Annotated in this window: 19 protein-coding genes and 1 riboswitch; all 19 genes read left to right on the plus strand. The window is 46.8% G+C overall.

Going from position 1 to position 16,152, the window contains the following annotated elements; all coding sequences use genetic code 11:
• Positions 1-203 precede the first annotated feature (203 nt).
• The 19 genes from htpX to AC5YBZ_RS07730 all read left to right on the plus strand — a co-directional run bounded on the left by htpX (position 204) and on the right by AC5YBZ_RS07730 (position 16,143).
• On the plus strand, positions 204-1,067 hold the full coding sequence (htpX, locus tag AC5YBZ_RS07640; protein ID WP_494519329.1) for a protease HtpX: 864 nt from the start codon (positions 204-206) through the stop codon (positions 1,065-1,067).
• Between the two features lie 406 nt (positions 1,068-1,473).
• Positions 1,474-1,821 (plus strand): tetraheme c-type cytochrome CctA, encoded by a 348-nt coding sequence (cctA, locus tag AC5YBZ_RS07645; RefSeq protein ID WP_494519328.1) that lies wholly within the window; start codon positions 1,474-1,476, stop codon positions 1,819-1,821.
• 441 nt (positions 1,822-2,262) lie between these two features.
• Entirely contained in the window at positions 2,263-2,889 is a 627-nt protein-coding gene (locus AC5YBZ_RS07650) for a LuxR C-terminal-related transcriptional regulator (protein ID WP_494543644.1), read from the plus strand.
• Positions 2,890-3,111: 222 nt separating this feature from the next.
• Complete coding sequence (gene hinT, locus AC5YBZ_RS07655) at positions 3,112-3,471, plus strand: purine nucleoside phosphoramidase (RefSeq protein WP_494543645.1); 360 nt, start codon at positions 3,112-3,114, stop codon at positions 3,469-3,471.
• Positions 3,472-3,489: 18 nt separating this feature from the next.
• Complete coding sequence (locus AC5YBZ_RS07660; RefSeq protein ID WP_494543646.1) at positions 3,490-3,987, plus strand: PaaI family thioesterase; 498 nt, start codon at positions 3,490-3,492, stop codon at positions 3,985-3,987.
• On the plus strand, positions 3,984-4,445 hold the full coding sequence (locus tag AC5YBZ_RS07665) for a PaaI family thioesterase (RefSeq protein WP_494543647.1): 462 nt from the start codon (positions 3,984-3,986) through the stop codon (positions 4,443-4,445). The genes AC5YBZ_RS07660 and AC5YBZ_RS07665 overlap by 4 nt, the downstream gene beginning before the upstream one ends.
• Positions 4,446-4,506: 61 nt before the next feature.
• Entirely contained in the window at positions 4,507-4,893 is a 387-nt protein-coding gene (locus AC5YBZ_RS07670; protein ID WP_494519323.1) for a YcfL family putative periplasmic lipoprotein, read from the plus strand.
• A 158-nt stretch (positions 4,894-5,051) separates the two neighbouring features.
• A riboswitch (TPP riboswitch) is annotated at positions 5,052-5,186 on the plus strand.
• An 89-nt stretch (positions 5,187-5,275) separates the two neighbouring features.
• The gene (locus tag AC5YBZ_RS07675) at positions 5,276-7,417 is read left to right on the plus strand and encodes a TonB-dependent receptor (protein WP_494543648.1); all 2,142 of its coding nucleotides are present in this window, start codon (positions 5,276-5,278) and stop codon (positions 7,415-7,417) included.
• 128 nt (positions 7,418-7,545) lie between these two features.
• Positions 7,546-7,806 carry a YkoF family thiamine/hydroxymethylpyrimidine-binding protein gene (locus AC5YBZ_RS07680; protein ID WP_494543710.1) on the plus strand — a complete coding sequence of 87 codons (261 nt, stop codon included), beginning with the start codon at positions 7,546-7,548 and terminating at the stop codon, positions 7,804-7,806.
• Positions 7,807-7,853: 47 nt separating this feature from the next.
• Complete coding sequence (gene pnuC, locus AC5YBZ_RS07685) at positions 7,854-8,513, plus strand: nicotinamide riboside transporter PnuC (protein ID WP_494519321.1); 660 nt, start codon at positions 7,854-7,856, stop codon at positions 8,511-8,513.
• Between the two features lie 9 nt (positions 8,514-8,522).
• Positions 8,523-9,557 carry a phosphotransferase gene (locus AC5YBZ_RS07690; protein WP_494543649.1) on the plus strand — a complete coding sequence of 345 codons (1,035 nt, stop codon included), beginning with the start codon at positions 8,523-8,525 and terminating at the stop codon, positions 9,555-9,557.
• Between the two features lie 131 nt (positions 9,558-9,688).
• Positions 9,689-10,276, plus strand: coding sequence for an HvfX family Cu-binding RiPP maturation protein (locus AC5YBZ_RS07695; RefSeq protein ID WP_494519319.1), 588 nt, complete (start codon positions 9,689-9,691; stop codon positions 10,274-10,276).
• A gap of 107 nt (positions 10,277-10,383) precedes the next feature.
• Entirely contained in the window at positions 10,384-10,932 is a 549-nt protein-coding gene (locus AC5YBZ_RS07700) for an NAD(P)H nitroreductase (protein WP_494519318.1), read from the plus strand.
• A gap of 311 nt (positions 10,933-11,243) precedes the next feature.
• Complete coding sequence (locus tag AC5YBZ_RS07705; protein WP_494519317.1) at positions 11,244-11,837, plus strand: GNAT family N-acetyltransferase; 594 nt, start codon at positions 11,244-11,246, stop codon at positions 11,835-11,837.
• Positions 11,838-12,073: 236 nt separating this feature from the next.
• Positions 12,074-12,487 carry a hypothetical protein gene (locus AC5YBZ_RS07710; RefSeq protein ID WP_494519316.1) on the plus strand — a complete coding sequence of 138 codons (414 nt, stop codon included), beginning with the start codon at positions 12,074-12,076 and terminating at the stop codon, positions 12,485-12,487.
• Between the two features lie 229 nt (positions 12,488-12,716).
• Entirely contained in the window at positions 12,717-13,106 is a 390-nt protein-coding gene (locus AC5YBZ_RS07715; protein ID WP_494524706.1) for a hypothetical protein, read from the plus strand.
• Between the two features lie 200 nt (positions 13,107-13,306).
• Complete coding sequence (locus AC5YBZ_RS07720; protein ID WP_494519314.1) at positions 13,307-13,993, plus strand: ABC transporter ATP-binding protein; 687 nt, start codon at positions 13,307-13,309, stop codon at positions 13,991-13,993.
• Positions 13,983-14,978 carry an HlyD family secretion protein gene (locus AC5YBZ_RS07725; protein WP_494519313.1) on the plus strand — a complete coding sequence of 332 codons (996 nt, stop codon included), beginning with the start codon at positions 13,983-13,985 and terminating at the stop codon, positions 14,976-14,978. Before AC5YBZ_RS07720 ends, AC5YBZ_RS07725 begins: the two co-directional genes overlap by 11 nt.
• Positions 14,965-16,143, plus strand: coding sequence for an efflux RND transporter periplasmic adaptor subunit (locus AC5YBZ_RS07730; protein ID WP_494519312.1), 1,179 nt, complete (start codon positions 14,965-14,967; stop codon positions 16,141-16,143). Before AC5YBZ_RS07725 ends, AC5YBZ_RS07730 begins: the two co-directional genes overlap by 14 nt.
• Positions 16,144-16,152: the final 9 nt, after the last annotated feature.

Consider the following 16,152-nt stretch of genomic DNA (forward strand, 5'->3'; position numbering starts at 1 on the left):
TTAAAAGTAGTGCAATATTAATTTTGGCTTAATACTCTCGCCCTAGACTGCGGCGACGGTCGTTGCGGGTGATTGATGCTCGATAACACACCGGATATTATTTTTTTACGTTTACCCCTTGATATCTGCTCTTTCAGACATATTATGTCATCAAGAGAGTTAAAGATGGCACCAAGGGTGTCTTACAGGAGCAGGAGATTAAAATGAAGCGTATTTTCCTATTGATAGCAACAAACATGGCAATATTGTTGGTTGCATCAATTGTTATGTCCCTTTTAGGGGTGAATACCTCAACCATGAGCGGCCTATTGGTGTTTGCTGCGATATTTGGTTTTGGCGGCGCGTTTATCAGCTTAGCTATCTCAAAATGGATGGCGAAGAAAACCATGGGTTGTGAAGTGATCACCACCCCAAGAGATCATACCGAACGTTGGTTGCTTGAAACCGTCGCGCGCCAAGCAAAGCAAGCGGGCATTAAGATGCCTGAAGTGGCGATTTACCAATCTCCAGAGCTCAATGCGTTTGCGACAGGTCCGAGTAAAGATAACTCGCTGGTTGCGGTCAGTAGCGGTTTGCTTTACGGCATGACGCAAGATGAAATTGAGGGAGTGTTAGCCCACGAAGTGAGCCATGTGGCTAACGGCGATATGGTGACACTGACCTTAATCCAAGGTGTGGTGAATACTTTCGTTATTTTTGCTGCCCGCGTTGTGGCAGGCATTATCGACACTTTTGTGTCGAGTAACGATGAAGAGGGTGAAGGCCTAGGTATGTTCGCCTATATGGCGGTGGTGTTTGTACTCGATATGCTGTTTGGTATTTTAGCGTCAATCATTGTGGCGTACTTCTCACGTGTGCGTGAGTTTAAAGCCGATGAAGGTGGCGCACGCTTAGCGGGCAAACATAAGATGATCGCGGCATTAGACCGATTACGTCGTGGCCCAGAAACTGGTGCGATGCCAGCCCAAATGGCAGCATTTGGTATCAATGGTAAAAAATCGATGGCTGAATTATTAATGAGCCATCCACCACTAGAAAAACGCATCGCGGCCTTACAAGCGAAATAATGATTTAGGTCATCACTTAAGCGATAGCATGCAATAATATTGCGTAGATAAAACGGGAGCCTAAGGCTCCCGTTTTTTATGGATCAATGTCGTAAATTGGCTAATACCGCTATACTGGTTAAGGATTGTTCACTTGTTAATGCCAAGTCGATTCCATTTTGCATAGACAGGGTGTGACAAGTGTCACTTTTGTCAGCTCGTAGGGTGTTTGGGCTATAGATATTTGATTCAGTGCACATTTTTAGTAATTGGCTGTTGGTACTATCGCCGCCACATTAAGCGTTGCTAATTTGTAAGGTCTCGGCTAGCTTAGGTTTAGTCACGTAAATGCAAATTAGGACATAGGCAAGATGGGCCGTGATTCAAAACAAACACCCACTATGCCAACCATAAAGAGGATATGATTGTGAGCAATAAAATATTAAGCGCATTATTTGGTGCAGGCTTAGCGGCATTGGCATTATCGCCAGCGGCAATGGCTGAACCACAAGAATTAGCAGAGATGCATGCAGAAATGGATGGCTGTGAAGCATGTCATGCCGATGGCGAGCCATCAGCTGACGGTGCTTATGAATTTGAGCAGTGTCAAAGCTGCCATGGCACCTTAGCCGAAATGGACGCAGTACATAAGCCACATGATGGCAATTTAGTATGCGCCGATTGCCATGCTCCTCATTCATCGAATGTGGGTGACAAGCCAGGTTGTGACAGCTGCCATGATGATGGCCGTACTGCAGAATCAGTCTTAAAGTAGTAATGACATAGCGCATTAGACGCAACAACAAACACCAGCAATATTGCTGGTGTTTTTTTATGTCACCACATTCTGTCGTTGTGACTTTGTTATTATCAGGGTAACGTGGGGGAGATGTTTGCGTCTAAACAAGTTAGAACAAGTGTTGAGTTATTGGTGTGCTTAAGTAAAATAACCGCGATTAGCGTTTGGAACCGTCCTTAAGTGATAATAATGGGTCGCAGCACCTAATGATTCGTAAGTTAATCCTGAGCTTTCTTGTTCAATATTTGGTTATCTGATCCGGGCGACGACGTTGATCATCGACAGTCTAACCCCATGGATTAGGTCTAGCTAGATGAGGTCGGAGCAATTAGGGTGTTATTATTTGGTTGTTAACTTGTTATTATGAGTGTTGGTTGAATGGAATACGCCATTGGTAGGCGACATGGAGTGTACAGGATGTTTAAAGTAATCAAATGGGTAGTGGTTTCGCGTTCGCAATTGCTGAACGATTTACTGGAAACACGTTGGCCCCAACAATTTTTAGTTAAACTTGCGAAAGTGGCGCCTGATAGTCTAGAGGCGACCATGAATGAGGATAGTTTTTCTCTAGTGGTGATTGACTTAGCCACAGTGGATGTTCAACGAGCCTACCAATTACAGAAACAGATTAAAAAGCGCCATTCGGCGCGAGTAGTGTTTTTACACTACCCTGAGCAGATTGATGCGCGCTTTTTGATCTCACCGATCACGGCGGCGGTGTTCTTTCGTGATACCAGTCTTGAACAGGTGGGCCAGGCCTTGATTGATGTATTGAGGGGCCAGCGCGTTATTCCTGAACAATTACTGACAGGTGACACCGATGCCGCGCTCGATGATGGTAGCGATAACTTAACCATACGCGAGCGAGAAGTGTTGCAGGCCTTGTTAAGCGGTAGCACGAATATCGATATTGCTAATCAACTCTTTGTCAGTGAAAGTACCATTAAAACTCACCTTTACCGGGTATTTCGTAAAATTGGCGTTTCAAGCCGTGGCCAAGCTATCGCATGGGCTCAGACTCATCTGCACGAAGTGCAGCAATAATATTACTGCTGATACCTCATCTCGCCGCCGTGCAGCGCGGCCAGTGAGTGTTTGCCATCTCCCGCCTTTTTTGTACCAGAGTTGTCGACATCACTTGTTAGGATTTTAGCGTTAGAGTTAGCTATAATCAGTCACGTAAATAAGTGGTTGTAATAGATGCCGATCGCAAATCACCGATTTGTGGGTATACTGATAGACCCAAATATTAGAGAGGACGCGAAGATGGCCGAAGAAACGATTTTTAGTAAAATTATTCGACGAGAAATTGCAACAGATATTTTATATCAAGACGAGCTAGTGACAGCATTTCGTGATATTCAACCTAAAGCCCCAACGCATATTTTAATCATCCCTAATCACCTTATTCCGACCATTAACGATGTGAAATCATCTGATGAAAAAGCCTTGGGACGGATGATCACGGTTGCCGCCAAACTCGCAACAGAAGCGGGCATTGCCGAAGATGGTTATCGGTTAGTAATTAACTGTAATAAGCATGGCGGCCAAGAGGTTTTCCATATTCATATGCATCTGCTAGGCGGCCAATATTTAGGGCCATTAGTATCGCAACCGCTAAGCTAGCGCCTGATCGAGTCATTCATGAAAACAAATCCCGAGTTTTTTCCCTTAACGGAGTTAGCCAGCCGCTTTGTGGATCAATTAGTACAGTGTCGCCGTTTAAAGCTCAGTGTACTAGAAGCCAGTGAACATCATGTGCTAATTGAATTGCCTTATAGTAAAGCGTTAATCGGTTATCCTGAAACGGGCGTTATTCATGGTGGGGTGATCACCACACTGATGGATACCGCCAGTGGCACCTCTGTGGTGTGCAGTATTTTCGATAAATACAAATCATTAGAACTGTCGCCCACGTTAGACTTGCGGGTCGATTATATGAAACCCGCCGAGCCTAATAAGAGCGTGTATGGCTTTGCTGAATGCTACAAATTATCGTCTAGTGTGGCTTTTACTCGAGCGATAGCTTATCAAGATTCCATTGATGATCCGATTGCCCATGCAGTGGGATCCTTTATGCGCATAAGTCCCGACATGGTAGGTGAGCCCTTTAGGCGGGCGCTGATGGGAGAGGTGTCATGAGCGAAGTGAGTAATTCTGGTGGCGAATTAAAGGTTAAAGACCTTGTTAAAAAAGCCACCGAGTTAAATGACTTTAGTCACCTGCTGGAACATGTGCCTTATGCTAAGTTTATCGGCATGCAGGTAGCGCGTTTTGGCGATGAGTTAGTATTTCAACTGCCCGCTAAAGATGACAACATCGGTAATCCGACATTGCCCGCGTTGCATGGTGGCGTGATAGCTGGATTTATGGAAATGTCAGCTATATTACAATTAATGGTATTTATGCAAGCAACTAAGGTGCCAAAGGTGGTTGATTTTTCTATCGATTACCTAAGAGCCGGGCATCATAAAGACAGCTTTGCCGAGTGTAAAATAACCCGCCAAGGCAGACGGGTCGCCAATGTGAGTATTAACTGTTGGCAAACCAATCGAAAAGCGCTGATTGCCACGGCAAGGGCGCATTTTCTGATTGAGTAATGCTCAGGAACAGATCTGCTGGGCCGCGGTCAACAGGCCCTACTAAATTAAGCGAGGCGAAATGAAAAAAACCATATTATTTACCGCACTGCTGATGTTAACTGCATGTGCTAACCATACTGCAGGGGTGATGGCCAGTTCAACCGGTGAGGTTAGGGTCGACAACAACGCCTTTCATCGCCAAGTGGCTGTCGATAATGTGCAGACGCGTATTGATGGGTCGTTACTAACGGCATCGGGCACCCTTAAAAGCCAAGTGGCAACAGATGTTCGAGTACAATATAAATTTACCTGGTTTGATATTAATGGCTTTGCCATTGAAGATGAAGGCAGTAGTTGGAAGCCGGTTAAATTGCATGGCAAGCAGCAGTTACAGGTTCGGGCTGTCGCGCCTAATAGCACAGCCGTACGCTGTCAATTGTATGTACGTGAGGCTTTTTCTAACTAAGGAGTGTTGGTGATAATGCGGGGGAGTGGAGTGAGCACAATGCACTCTGCTAACGTCTTTTTTGCACTAGTTTTGCACTATCAAGTCCGCTTTTTCATAAATAAATGGCCTAAATTAACGTTAGAGATGTCAAAGACTTGTATTGTTGATGTATAATGTTCAGCGCCAAGGGGTGTTAGCGACTCGTGAACCGTTTTAATTGTTCATATAGTCGACTCACTGAGATGTCTATCGACAAACCCTTAGAACCTGATCCGGCTAATACCGGCGTAGGAATGGGCCACACTAATGCATTATAGGATCTCTCTGGTTACTATAATCTCATTGTGCTTTCTTTCTCGCTTCTTTAACTGCCGGATCTCAAAAACTTATTTGAGGTCCTATGTTTACAATAAAATCTTTATCTCCAATAGCGTTAGCTATCACCGCAGCGTTAACCCATACAAGCCTTGCTGCAAATACGACTCCAGTTGATACCGATGAGATGGAAGTCCTTGTCGTCACATCCGATTTTCGTCAATCAGCCCTAGATAAAATGCCGTCGAGCATCAGTATAATCGATCAGCAACAGATCGAAGATGAAGGGGCGCAGCATTTTGAAGAGCTACTTAATACGATCGCCAATTTTAATTGGTCTGGCGGCAGTTCACGGCCAAAATATTTTCAGATCCGTGGTGTAGGTGAGCAAGAAGAGTATCAAGGCGCGCCCAATTCATCGGTCGGTTATATCATCGATGATATCGATATGTCGGGCTTGGGGATGGTCGCCAGCATGTATGATCTGCAGCAGGTAGAAGTACTCCGTGGCCCACAGGGCACAAGGTATGGTGCCAATGCCTTAGCCGGATTAATTTACCTCAAAAGCAACGATCCCACGGCGATGTTTGAACATGGTGCCGAGGTGTCAATTGGGGATGATAAACTGCGCACCTTTAGCGGCTTTAGTTCGGGGCCACTGACCGATTCAGGCACCTTGCTGTATCGCGTCTCGCTGCAGCAACATCAGCAAAATGGTTATCGCGATAATCTCTACACTGGCCAAGATGACAGTAACGGCCGTGATGAGCTAAACACCCGCCTTAAGCTGCGCTGGTACGCCAGTGACTCTCTCACGCTAGATTTTAACCTGATGCACGCCAATTTTGATAATGGCTATGATGCCTGGACGTTAGACAATAACGGTTTTGATACGCTGACCGATGAACCGGGTGTCGATAAACAGCGCACCACGGGTAGCTCGCTTAAAATCACCTATTCGGGTTACAACAATTTTGAATTAGTGTCGTTAACATCAATGGCTCAGACCGATACTCACCATGGATACGATGGTGATTGGGCCAATCCCGATTATTGGCACGCAAGAGTGTGTGACGCAGCCCCGTGTGAGTATGACTATACCTGGGGTAAAGTAGGCGATCGTCAAACGGTGTCACAAGAGTTTCGTCTCAGCTCGACCGATGCAGGAAGGCTATTTAATGGCAGCACCGATTGGTTATTGGGCGTGTATGGTATGAAACTCGATGAAGATAATCACACCACAGAAGTGTACAACGGCTGGCCAGAAGCACTGGTTGCCGATTATAACGCCACCAATATGGCATTATTTGGTCAGCTTGATAGTGATTTGGGTGATGATTATGCCCTCTCAGTAGGGCTAAGAGTCGAGCGCAGAGAAAGCGATTATCAAGACAGTGCAGGGGATGGCTTTGACCCCTCTGAGACTATGTGGGGCGGACATATCGCCTTGAGCAAGGCGCTCAGTGATGATCATCAAAGTTATATCCGCATCGCTCGAGGCTATAAAGCCGGTGGCTTTAATATGTCTCTGCCAGCAGCGCTCAGTGATAAAAAAGAGTATCAGGCCGAAACCCTGTATAACTATGAACTTGGCTTAAAATCGACCTGGTTTGAGGGCGATGTGAGTACCAATGTCAGCGTGTTTTATATGGATCGTAGCGATCAACAGGTTGCAGCATCGCAGCAAAATCCTGATGAGCCGCAAAAATTTATTCTGTACACCGAAAATGCCAGCGACTCCTATAATTATGGCGCTGAGTTTGAGGGGCGTTGGTATACCAGCGATAATTTAATGCTCTACGCCACTGCAGGCTGGTTAGAGACGGCCTATGGCGATTATCAATATCAAAATAAGTATGGCGAGCTTGTGGACTTAAGTGAGCGTGAATTAGCCCACTCGCCAAACTTTACCTATAGCGCTGGTGCCACTTATCGTAGCGATAACGGTTGGTTTGCTAACTTAACCAGCAGCGGTAAGAGTGAATTTTATTACTCGGACAGTAATGAGTCTACATCAGATCCTTACACTATTTTTAACGCGCGTATCGGTTATGAAACAGAGCTGTGGTCCGCCTATTTGTGGGGGCGTAATCTGTTTGATGAGCAGTATGGCGTGCGCGGCTTCTATTTTGGTAATGAACCTGATTTAGGTTGGGCCGATAAGCAGTACATTCGCTATGGCGATCCGCGTCAGCTAGGCTTAACCCTTAAGGTTAAATTGATGTAATGCCCATCGCATAAAGGTGTGAGGCTGCTGGCTATCCAGTAGCCTCAAATTTGGTGTATTCAATAGGCTAGGCTGTTTTCAAACAAAGTCTGCTCAGTACAGGATGAAATAAGATGCAATCAACCATGATGAAATTAACCGCTGAAATCAGCATGTATCCGTTTAAAGAAAATTATATCGAATCTATACAGTGGTTTATTGATCGCCTCGACAGTTATGAGCATATCGAGCGTAAAACTAATGCCATGGCGACACAAATTTGCGGCGATTATGCCGCGGTGATGAACATGCTGGCGATAGAGATGCAAGCGGCCCATGAAAAATGGGGGAAGTCGGTATTTGTGGTGAAATTTATTGGCGGTGAACTGGACTTGTCTCACACCCAATAATCTTGATTAAGGCTCTACATAATTCATGATAAGAGTATGATATTACTATGATAGAACTTTGGACAGAGTTGGTATCAACCGTTTCTAGCGCAGCGGCGCAGGCCCATCAATTGACAGGGTGGGAAGGTGTTGCTGTCGTATTGGCCATGGCGTATTTGATGCTAGCGATGCGTGGCAGTATTTGGTGTTGGGCGGCGGCCTTTTTGAGTACCGCTATCTACACTATGCTGTTTTGGGAAGTCTCGTTATTAATGGAGTCGCTGCTCAATATTTACTATATGGCGATGGCGGGTTATGGCTACTGGTTATGGACAAGGGGGCGTGGTGGCGATAAAGGGGTCGATATTGTCAGTTGGTCTGTGTCTCGTCACCTGTTATTGATTGGCCTAACCAGTGTTATCTCCTTGCTGGTTGGGCACTTTATGGCGACCCAGACTCAAGCGTCTTATCCTTATCTTGATGCTGCGACCACCTGCTTTGCGGTGATGGCCACCTATTTAGTGGCTCAAAAAGTGCTGGAAAACTGGCTCTACTGGGTAGTTATCGATCTGGTGTCAATTTATCTGTATCTCAATAAGGGGCTGCTACTCACTAGCATCCTATTTATTTTGTATGTCGGCATGGCGATCGGTGGTTATTTTATCTGGCGCGCGAGCATGCGCGAGCAATCGGAGAATCAGGCAAACCATTATGCGTATGAGTCATAAGTGGTGACCATGCCGCCGTGCTTAGCGTATTCGTTGCAGCAATCACTGTCTGCCGATATCAAAGACGAATTGGCCGCCAAAGGCTGTAACCTTGCTCAGGCGTTAGATGTTGAACGTTTGTCCCATGGTTTAAGTAACCAAAATTACCGTATTGTCACCAGCGAGCGTGAATTTGCACTGCGCATTAATAGCGATGCTAGTAATGCACTTTGCAGTCGCCACAGTGAAGTGCAACTGTGGCGCAGCGCGGCCAAAGTCTCGATTGCGCCGCAATTACATTATGTGTCAGATGATTATCGATATTACCTTAGTGAATTTATCGTAACCACTGCGGATTGGGGCCTGTTAATGACCGCCGATAGCGCCGCACCACAGCCAGCAGCCCCTGTGCACCCGACGGCGCATCAAGCGTTATTGTCTTTACTGCAAGAATTAAGCGCATTACCCATACCCGATAATGCAATCTCGGTCGCCCAGCAGTGGCATGAGTATCTGGCTAAATTAAGCCAAGTGAGTGAGCAGCTAAGCGGTTCTGTTTCTCATTATCAGGCTTGGCTGGCGCGTTTTGAGCTATTGAACAGTCATAGTCCACGAGTGCAATGGTTACTCGATACCCTTGCAGAGTGCATGGTCTTGCCGCAATTTAGTCATCGCGACTTAAATCCGCATAATTTGCTGCTTAGCGGTGATAAGCTTTGGTGTATCGATTATGAATATGCTTGCAGTTCACATCCGTTGGTCGACTTAGCTAGCATCTTAGCGACCCATAAATTGTCCGATTGGCAGCGCCAATGGTTGACCACTCAGTATCTGCTAGATCATAGCAAACTCAATGACGCGGCGCTTAATGCTGTGCCGGTCGCGATTGAACTGTACTGGTATTTTGCGCTTTGTTGGGCGCTATTAATGCACAGTGAGCTGATACTTGATGGCGGTATGATAAACCAGGCTAATGCCTTTATCGGTGCTGACGCTAAAGCGTCATATCTAGCAAACGATTACCTTGAATATTTTGATGACTTTTTAAAGAGAGTCGCACCTTAGTGTTATTAAACGGGGGAATGGGGTTAAAAAAGCGACAAATGACTTCTATTTGGCATTAATTGTTTAAGATGCGAAAGATTATCAACTGAGTAAGGGTCTCTTTTATCAATGATGATAAAGAGGATTTTTTTATGCAGGTTATTCGTTTATATCAACAAGCGCTCAAGGGCATATCTCAGCTCGATGGTGTCGTCGCATTAGGGCTGCGCCTCTATTTGGCGCCTGTATTGATGCAGGCTGGGTACAATAAGTTGACCCACTTTAGCGATACTGTCGCTTGGTTTGGCGACCCTAACTGGGGCTTAGGCCTGCCTATGCCAGAGGTGATGGTCGCGCTTGCGGCGGGAACCGAGTTTTTTGGCGCCATCTTATTGCTCTTTGGTTTAGCAACCCGTCTAGTGACCATTCCCCTGAGTATTACCATGCTGGTGGCCGCATTCAGTGTGCATTGGCAAAACGGCTGGTTGGCGATTGCCGATCCCAACTCTTGGTTAGCCAATGAGCAGGTGCTGGCATCGGCTGAAAAGTTACAAGCGGCTAAGTCATTACTGCAACAATATGGTAATTATGATTGGCTAACCTCATCGGGTAACCTAGTGGTGCTTAATAATGGGATTGAATTTGCCATCACCTATCTGTTAATGCTGCTGGCGCTAATGGTCATTGGAGGAGGGCGTTATACCAGTCTTGATTACCTTATCGCCAAACGGTATCAATGAATTTAATTGTCGCTGGCTAAGAGATAAATCCTACTGTTTTAGTAGGATTTTATAGATCAATTTGCTACTCTTTGCCCGTTGATTTGCTCTATTACAGGACTATTTTTGTGGATGCTATCGAACTGCTGTTAACACGTCAATCTTCTCCTCGGTTAGTGGCTCCCGCTCCTAGCGAGTCTCAACTTAACACCATTTTAAGTGCCGCTGTGCGCGCTCCAGATCATGGAGGATTAAATCCTTGGGAGTTCATTGTCGCCACTGGTGAGGGGCTCGATCGCTTAGGCGCGCTGTTTGTTGATGCAACACAAGCAGATGGCGGCGACACGAGCACTATCGATAAAGTGCGCAATATGCCACAGCGTGCGCCAATGGTAATAACCGTAGTCGCTAAAGTGGTTGAGCATGCCAAAGTGCCCGCGTTAGAGCAGCACCTTGCGGTAGGCTGCGCCTGTATGGCGATGCAACAAGCGGCGTTTGCTTTAGGTTTAGGCGGTATATGGCGTACCGGTGGATTGGCATTTAACCGCCATTTACACCAAGCGTTAGCGCTGGACGACGATGCACAAATTATCGGTTTCTTGTATCTGGGGACCCCAGCGATAACCGCGCCAATAAAACCAACTAAATCGGCCCAAGGTTTTGTGCGCTACTTATAGTCATCAGTTAGTGTCTGCTGTCGTTCGACTTTGGTCGGGTTTACATACAGTATAAAACTGGCACAGTGGTGTTATACCTGCCTCATACCCATGTACAGGTTTCACCCTAAGTGATTATATTGCCCACGACCTTTAGCGTGGGCATTTTTTTGCCCCATCTAATATGTTTGTTCAAGTAAGGCCATTGCTGCTTATCTAACGGCTTACTATTATGAACAATTGCCAAGATATGCTAAAGCTGTTGCGTAAAGCGATACAAGATAGCGAGTCATTAATCGGTCACATTAAGTGGATATCATACAGGAGCCGTTATGGATCAAGGTGGACGCGTAGGTTGGTTACAAGGTGAGCGGGTAGTGTTAGAACCCATGACGCATGAGCATATTCCTGCGTTAGCGCTTGCGGTTACTGATGGTCAATTATGGACCTTATGGTATGCCAGTGTGCCTCATCCCGATGAGATGAAAGCCTATGTAGAGCAGGCCATGGCAGACGAGCAACGCGGTGAGACCTTAGCCTTTGTGGTGCGCGATACCCTGTCAGGTCACATTGTTGGCTCAACCCGCATCATGAACTGGGAGCAAGCTCATCGCCGGTTGGAGATTGGTCACACCTGGTACAGTAAAAGTGCGCAGCGCAGTGGCATCAACACCGAAGCTAAATACCTGTTGCTTAAATATGTCTTTGAAACCTTAGCTGTGATGGCGGTGGAGTTTCGCACTCACTGGCATAATCAAGCCTCGCGCGAGGCGATAGTACGCCTAGGAGCGACCCAAGATGGGGTGTTACGCAACCATCGACTACTCAAAGATGGTACGATCAGAGATACAGTTGTCTACTCCATTATTGACAGTGAGTGGCCTACAGTGAAGCAACTGTTACGCCAGCGCATGGCTTTAAACTAGGGAGCCCATTGTTTCGAGGGTTTCGTTGCTTAGTTGAGGGGAGATAAAACCGCTATTATGGCTCTATCGCGGCGACTTACAGTGAATAAACGCTAAGATAATCGTCAAGCATAAGTCTAGTTTGAGTCGCTTGTAATGCTAGAACAACAAGATTTTTTAAATGATAACCTTGATATTGAGCGATATCTAAAGTAGAAATAACGCAATATTTAGGGTTAATGCAAAGGAATTTCCATATGCGCTTTTATACTCCACTGTCTGCTGCCGTGTTTGCTGTTTTCAGTCTTTCTGTCACGGCCAATCAAACGCCAGTTTCAGCCGCTGAAATCGCGTTTAATCAAGAAGTGGTGCAATGCGCTGCTTATTACCATATTGCATCCGATGCCATCAGCAATATGGATGCCCCGCAGATGAAGCCAGTTGGCGAGCGGCTTAAACAGTCGGGAGAGGCGGCGCTAACACTGGCAAAGCAGTATCAAAGTGAAGCGCAGGTCGAGCAATTATTGCAACAAGCCATTGCTAAGCAGCAGGCTAGCCTGCCTAATAACAAAAGTTTAGGTGGCCTGATGGGACGTTATAAAACCCCTTGTCAGAACCTGCTTGCCGATCCGCAGCAACGCCTCGACTATTGGATAATGGCCACTATGTGATTGTTACGCCTGTGAGCATGAGATCAGCGGCCAATAGAGCGCTGCTAGGTTCTGCATAGGGTAAGTTGAATAAAAATGAATCAAAAGAGTGCACTGGCGCTCTTTTTTGTTTGGTTCTGAAACTTCATTCACTCAACTACGGTCTAGTGAGTTATCGTGTTTTGCAATAGTCCCTCTTGTTAAGTTGCTCGCTCTCGCTAATGCGGCCAACAGTGATGTCGGAGAAGCCATGAATATCTACCTTTTGATTGCAGCAGTATTGGCCTCAATTACCTGTGTTGGCCATTTTGTGATGGCCAAGCCGCAATTTTTACGTCCCATGCTACAAGCCGATTTTGATCCCACGACTAAAACCCTAATGCACTGTGTATTTCACTATGTGTCGATATTTTTGGTGCTATCGACACTGGTGTTATTTGCCTGTGGCTTACACTTAGTGTCCCCACGGCAAACCTATGCCTTGGCCTTGTTTATCTGCCTTAACTTTATGCTGTTTGCGACTTGGCAAATATATATTGGTTACTTTGCCGAAGCAAAAAGTGCACGTCGTGTTCAGTTTCAGTGGGTGTTTTTTATTATCATTAGTGTGTTTACGCTATTAGGCGTGTTTACCGATTAAGCGGCCATTTCAACATGGGGCTAATAAGTAAGCTTTCTAGCCTAACTGTCTCAGTACAAATTTGTCTAAGTGTAATTGAGTGTAATATTATCTAAATTCAATTGCATAGTGCTGCGCTATTGAGGCACAGTGGATGATTAGTATTTTAGTCGACGGAACGGCTGCGGCGCTGTAAGCCTTGAGAGTGTGAGACTCACTTCATGATAAATGTAAAACGATTAGTTAAATCCTACCAAATGGGAGAGTCGCCGGTGTTGGCATTACGCGGGGTCGATTTTTCCATACAAGCCAATGAGTTTGTGGCCATCATGGGGCCTTCTGGCTCTGGTAAATCGACCTTAATGAATATTATTGGTTGCCTCGATAAACCTACCAGTGGCTCTTACTGCTTAAACGCGCAAGAGGTGAGTCAACTCGATGATGACGCCTTATCTGCAGTGCGTAACAAAGAGATAGGCTTTGTATTTCAAAGCTTTCATTTATTACCGCGTCTCAGTGCATTACAAAACGTATTATTACCACTGCGCTTTGGTGAGCATGCCGACGATAGCACGGATTATGCGCAGCAATTACTGGCACGAGTGGGCTTAAGCGATCGTCAAGATCATCGCCCCAACCAATTATCCGGTGGGCAGCGTCAACGAGTTGCGATTGCCAGAGCCTTGGTGAATCGACCCACCATTTTATTGGCCGATGAACCGACAGGTGCCTTAGACAGTAAAACCTCAGTGGAGATAATGGCGCTGTTTACCGAGCTCCACCAAGCGGGGCAAACCATCATTTTAGTGACCCATGAGGAGGAAGTCGCGGCTTATGCTCAGCGGATCATCCGTATGCGCGATGGCGATATCGTCAGCATTGAACAGCGAGGTGTACATGCCGCATAAGGTGTTTTTTGGCGGTTGCGCCGCATTGGCTGCTTGCATGATAAGCTTTTGCAGCTGGGCCGACGATAGTTTTCCCTCATTACTGTTAACGGGCAAAATCAGCTCGGTTGACTCACAAACCTTTACCGTACCTAAGGCCGGAGATGCTTGGCGCTATCAAATTCAGTGGATGCTGCCCGAAGGCACTTTAGCCCAGCCTGGGCAAAGTGTGGTGATTTTTGATAAAAGCCAATTGACCAATCAAATTGAGCAGCTAGAGGCCAGTTTATTGCGGGTCACGGCGCAAGAGCAAAGTACGGCTATCGAGCTAACGGGTGCGGTATTGCAAGCACAGTTTGATCTTAAGCAGCGCCAACTTGAGGTGGAAAAAGCCCAGCTTGATGCCGATGTGCCATTAGCCTATCTAGCGGCTAAACAGTATGCCGAAAACCAATTCAGTTTGATGCAGGCCCGCAGCGAGCTTGAAAAGGCGCAGCAGGCCTTAGTTGAGGCGTTAGATAAGCAAGATGCTAGCCGTCAACAGTTAGCCATAGATAAACGCAAAGCCCAGCTGGAGTTAAGCCAGGCGCTGCAAGGCATAGCGCAACTGGAATTAACCGCGCAATTTGCCGGCCCTCTCTTGTATGAGCGCCATCCATGGACAGAGACCAAATATGGCGTGGGCGACACAGTGCAGATAGGCCGTCAAGTGGCGACGATCCCAGCGCTAGATAAACTCGAAGTCGTTGCTTGGGTTAATGAGGTGGATGTTGACCGTCTAAGGCTTAAGCAAGCCGTTAGTCTGCAACTCGATGCCCATGTTGAAGTGACCTTCGATGGCACTATTGCATCTATTGGGAAGCAAGCGATGTCTCAACCAGCTTGGGGGCAGAGCAAATGGTTTAAGGTCGGCATCGATTTTGCCAAAGAAAATGCCCAAATTGAGTTGGTACCGGGCATGAGCGTGCTGGTGGCGACCAAGGAGTTAGCTGATGCGCAAGGGTAATATGATGCAGGTGTGCTGCGCCTTATTCGTCAGTATGTTACTGGCAGGCTGCGGCCAACAGGCGTTGACACGCGTCGAACAAGGGGTATTGATCCAGCAAGTCGAGGTGACAGGTGAACTGGTGTCAGCCGATACCGTGGCGATGATGCCGCCGGCGATCCGTCGTGTATGGCAATATCAAGTCAAACAGTTGGCTCCAGAGGGCAGCGAAGTGGCCAAAGGCGATGTGGTCGCCAGGTTAGATACCTCTGAGTTAACCCAACGCCTGTCGGTCAGCGCGGCGCGATTGGCGGCGACCAAGCAAGATATTGAAACCTCTAACCTGCGCAATGCCAAGCGGCTCGAACAACTGCGGCTCGATCTTGCCGAAGCCCAGATGAACCATGAAAAGGCGGAACGAAAATTTAAACTATCCGATGAAACCGTGGCGTTAATCGAGAAAGAAAAATACCAGCGTGATGCCATTATTGCCAAAGATAGAGTGGCATTGATTAAGCAAAAAATGGCACTAGAGTCCCAAGGCGCCGAGCAGCGTCAAGCCATGTTAGCCGGGGATGAGCAAAAGTTTGCTTCAGAAGTGGCAGCCTTAGAGAAGGGGATCGCGTCGATGACCTTAAAAGCACCTCGCGCGGGCATGGTGGTGTATGGCAACGATCCGCAAGGCAATAAAATTAAAGAGGGCCAATCGGTGTTTGCCGGTGACGCCGTGTTATCTATCCCTGATCTATCTCATATGCAAGTCAACATGACCGTGCCCGAAGTGGAAGCACAGCGGGTTAAACGCGGTCAAGTGATTAACATTCGTCTCGACGCCAATCCTGAGCGCGTGTTTAAGGGCAAAATAATTGAGTTGGGCGCGGTGTTTCGCAATAAGAATCAAGATGTCCCCATGGTGGTGTTCGATGCCGTCGCCAGTATCGATGAGCCCGACAGTGAGCTGATGCGACCTGGGATGACGGCCAAGATCAGTATTGATATTGCTCAGGCGAGCCCCTCGTTATTAGTGGCTAAAGAAGCGGTGAGCTTTGACGGTGGCCAAGCGTATGTACGCCAGCCCACTTGGCTGGGCGAACGTAAACAGCCAATTACTATTGGTGATATGGGGGCCGAGCGAATGGTGGTCAGTCAAGGTTTACGTGCCGGTGATGAGGTGTTACTGCCATGATGTTAGTGC

The sequence above is a fragment of the Shewanella sp. 553 genome, assembly GCF_059338375.1.

Bases quoted from the DNA above. Each gene is read 5' to 3' on its own strand.
- pnuC (WP_494519321.1), top strand. From the start codon at position 7,854: ATGATAGAACTTTGGACAGAGTTGGTATCAACCGTTTCTAGCGCAGCG.
- AC5YBZ_RS07690 (WP_494543649.1), top strand. From the start codon at position 8,523: ATGCCGCCGTGCTTAGCGTATTCGTTGCAGCAATCACTGTCTGCCGAT.
- AC5YBZ_RS07710 (WP_494519316.1), top strand. From the start codon at position 12,074: ATGCGCTTTTATACTCCACTGTCTGCTGCCGTGTTTGCTGTTTTCAGT.
- htpX (WP_494519329.1), top strand. From the start codon at position 204: ATGAAGCGTATTTTCCTATTGATAGCAACAAACATGGCAATATTGTTG.
- AC5YBZ_RS07730 (WP_494519312.1), top strand. From the start codon at position 14,965: ATGCGCAAGGGTAATATGATGCAGGTGTGCTGCGCCTTATTCGTCAGT.
- AC5YBZ_RS07695 (WP_494519319.1), top strand. From the start codon at position 9,689: ATGCAGGTTATTCGTTTATATCAACAAGCGCTCAAGGGCATATCTCAG.
- AC5YBZ_RS07725 (WP_494519313.1), top strand. From the start codon at position 13,983: ATGCCGCATAAGGTGTTTTTTGGCGGTTGCGCCGCATTGGCTGCTTGC.
- AC5YBZ_RS07670 (WP_494519323.1), top strand. From the start codon at position 4,507: ATGAAAAAAACCATATTATTTACCGCACTGCTGATGTTAACTGCATGT.
- AC5YBZ_RS07680 (WP_494543710.1), top strand. From the start codon at position 7,546: ATGAAATTAACCGCTGAAATCAGCATGTATCCGTTTAAAGAAAATTAT.
- AC5YBZ_RS07705 (WP_494519317.1), top strand. From the start codon at position 11,244: ATGGATCAAGGTGGACGCGTAGGTTGGTTACAAGGTGAGCGGGTAGTG.
- hinT (WP_494543645.1), top strand. From the start codon at position 3,112: ATGGCCGAAGAAACGATTTTTAGTAAAATTATTCGACGAGAAATTGCA.
- AC5YBZ_RS07675 (WP_494543648.1), top strand. From the start codon at position 5,276: ATGTTTACAATAAAATCTTTATCTCCAATAGCGTTAGCTATCACCGCA.
- AC5YBZ_RS07650 (WP_494543644.1), top strand. From the start codon at position 2,263: ATGTTTAAAGTAATCAAATGGGTAGTGGTTTCGCGTTCGCAATTGCTG.
- AC5YBZ_RS07720 (WP_494519314.1), top strand. From the start codon at position 13,307: ATGATAAATGTAAAACGATTAGTTAAATCCTACCAAATGGGAGAGTCG.
- AC5YBZ_RS07665 (WP_494543647.1), top strand. From the start codon at position 3,984: ATGAGCGAAGTGAGTAATTCTGGTGGCGAATTAAAGGTTAAAGACCTT.
- AC5YBZ_RS07660 (WP_494543646.1), top strand. From the start codon at position 3,490: ATGAAAACAAATCCCGAGTTTTTTCCCTTAACGGAGTTAGCCAGCCGC.
- AC5YBZ_RS07715 (WP_494524706.1), top strand. From the start codon at position 12,717: ATGAATATCTACCTTTTGATTGCAGCAGTATTGGCCTCAATTACCTGT.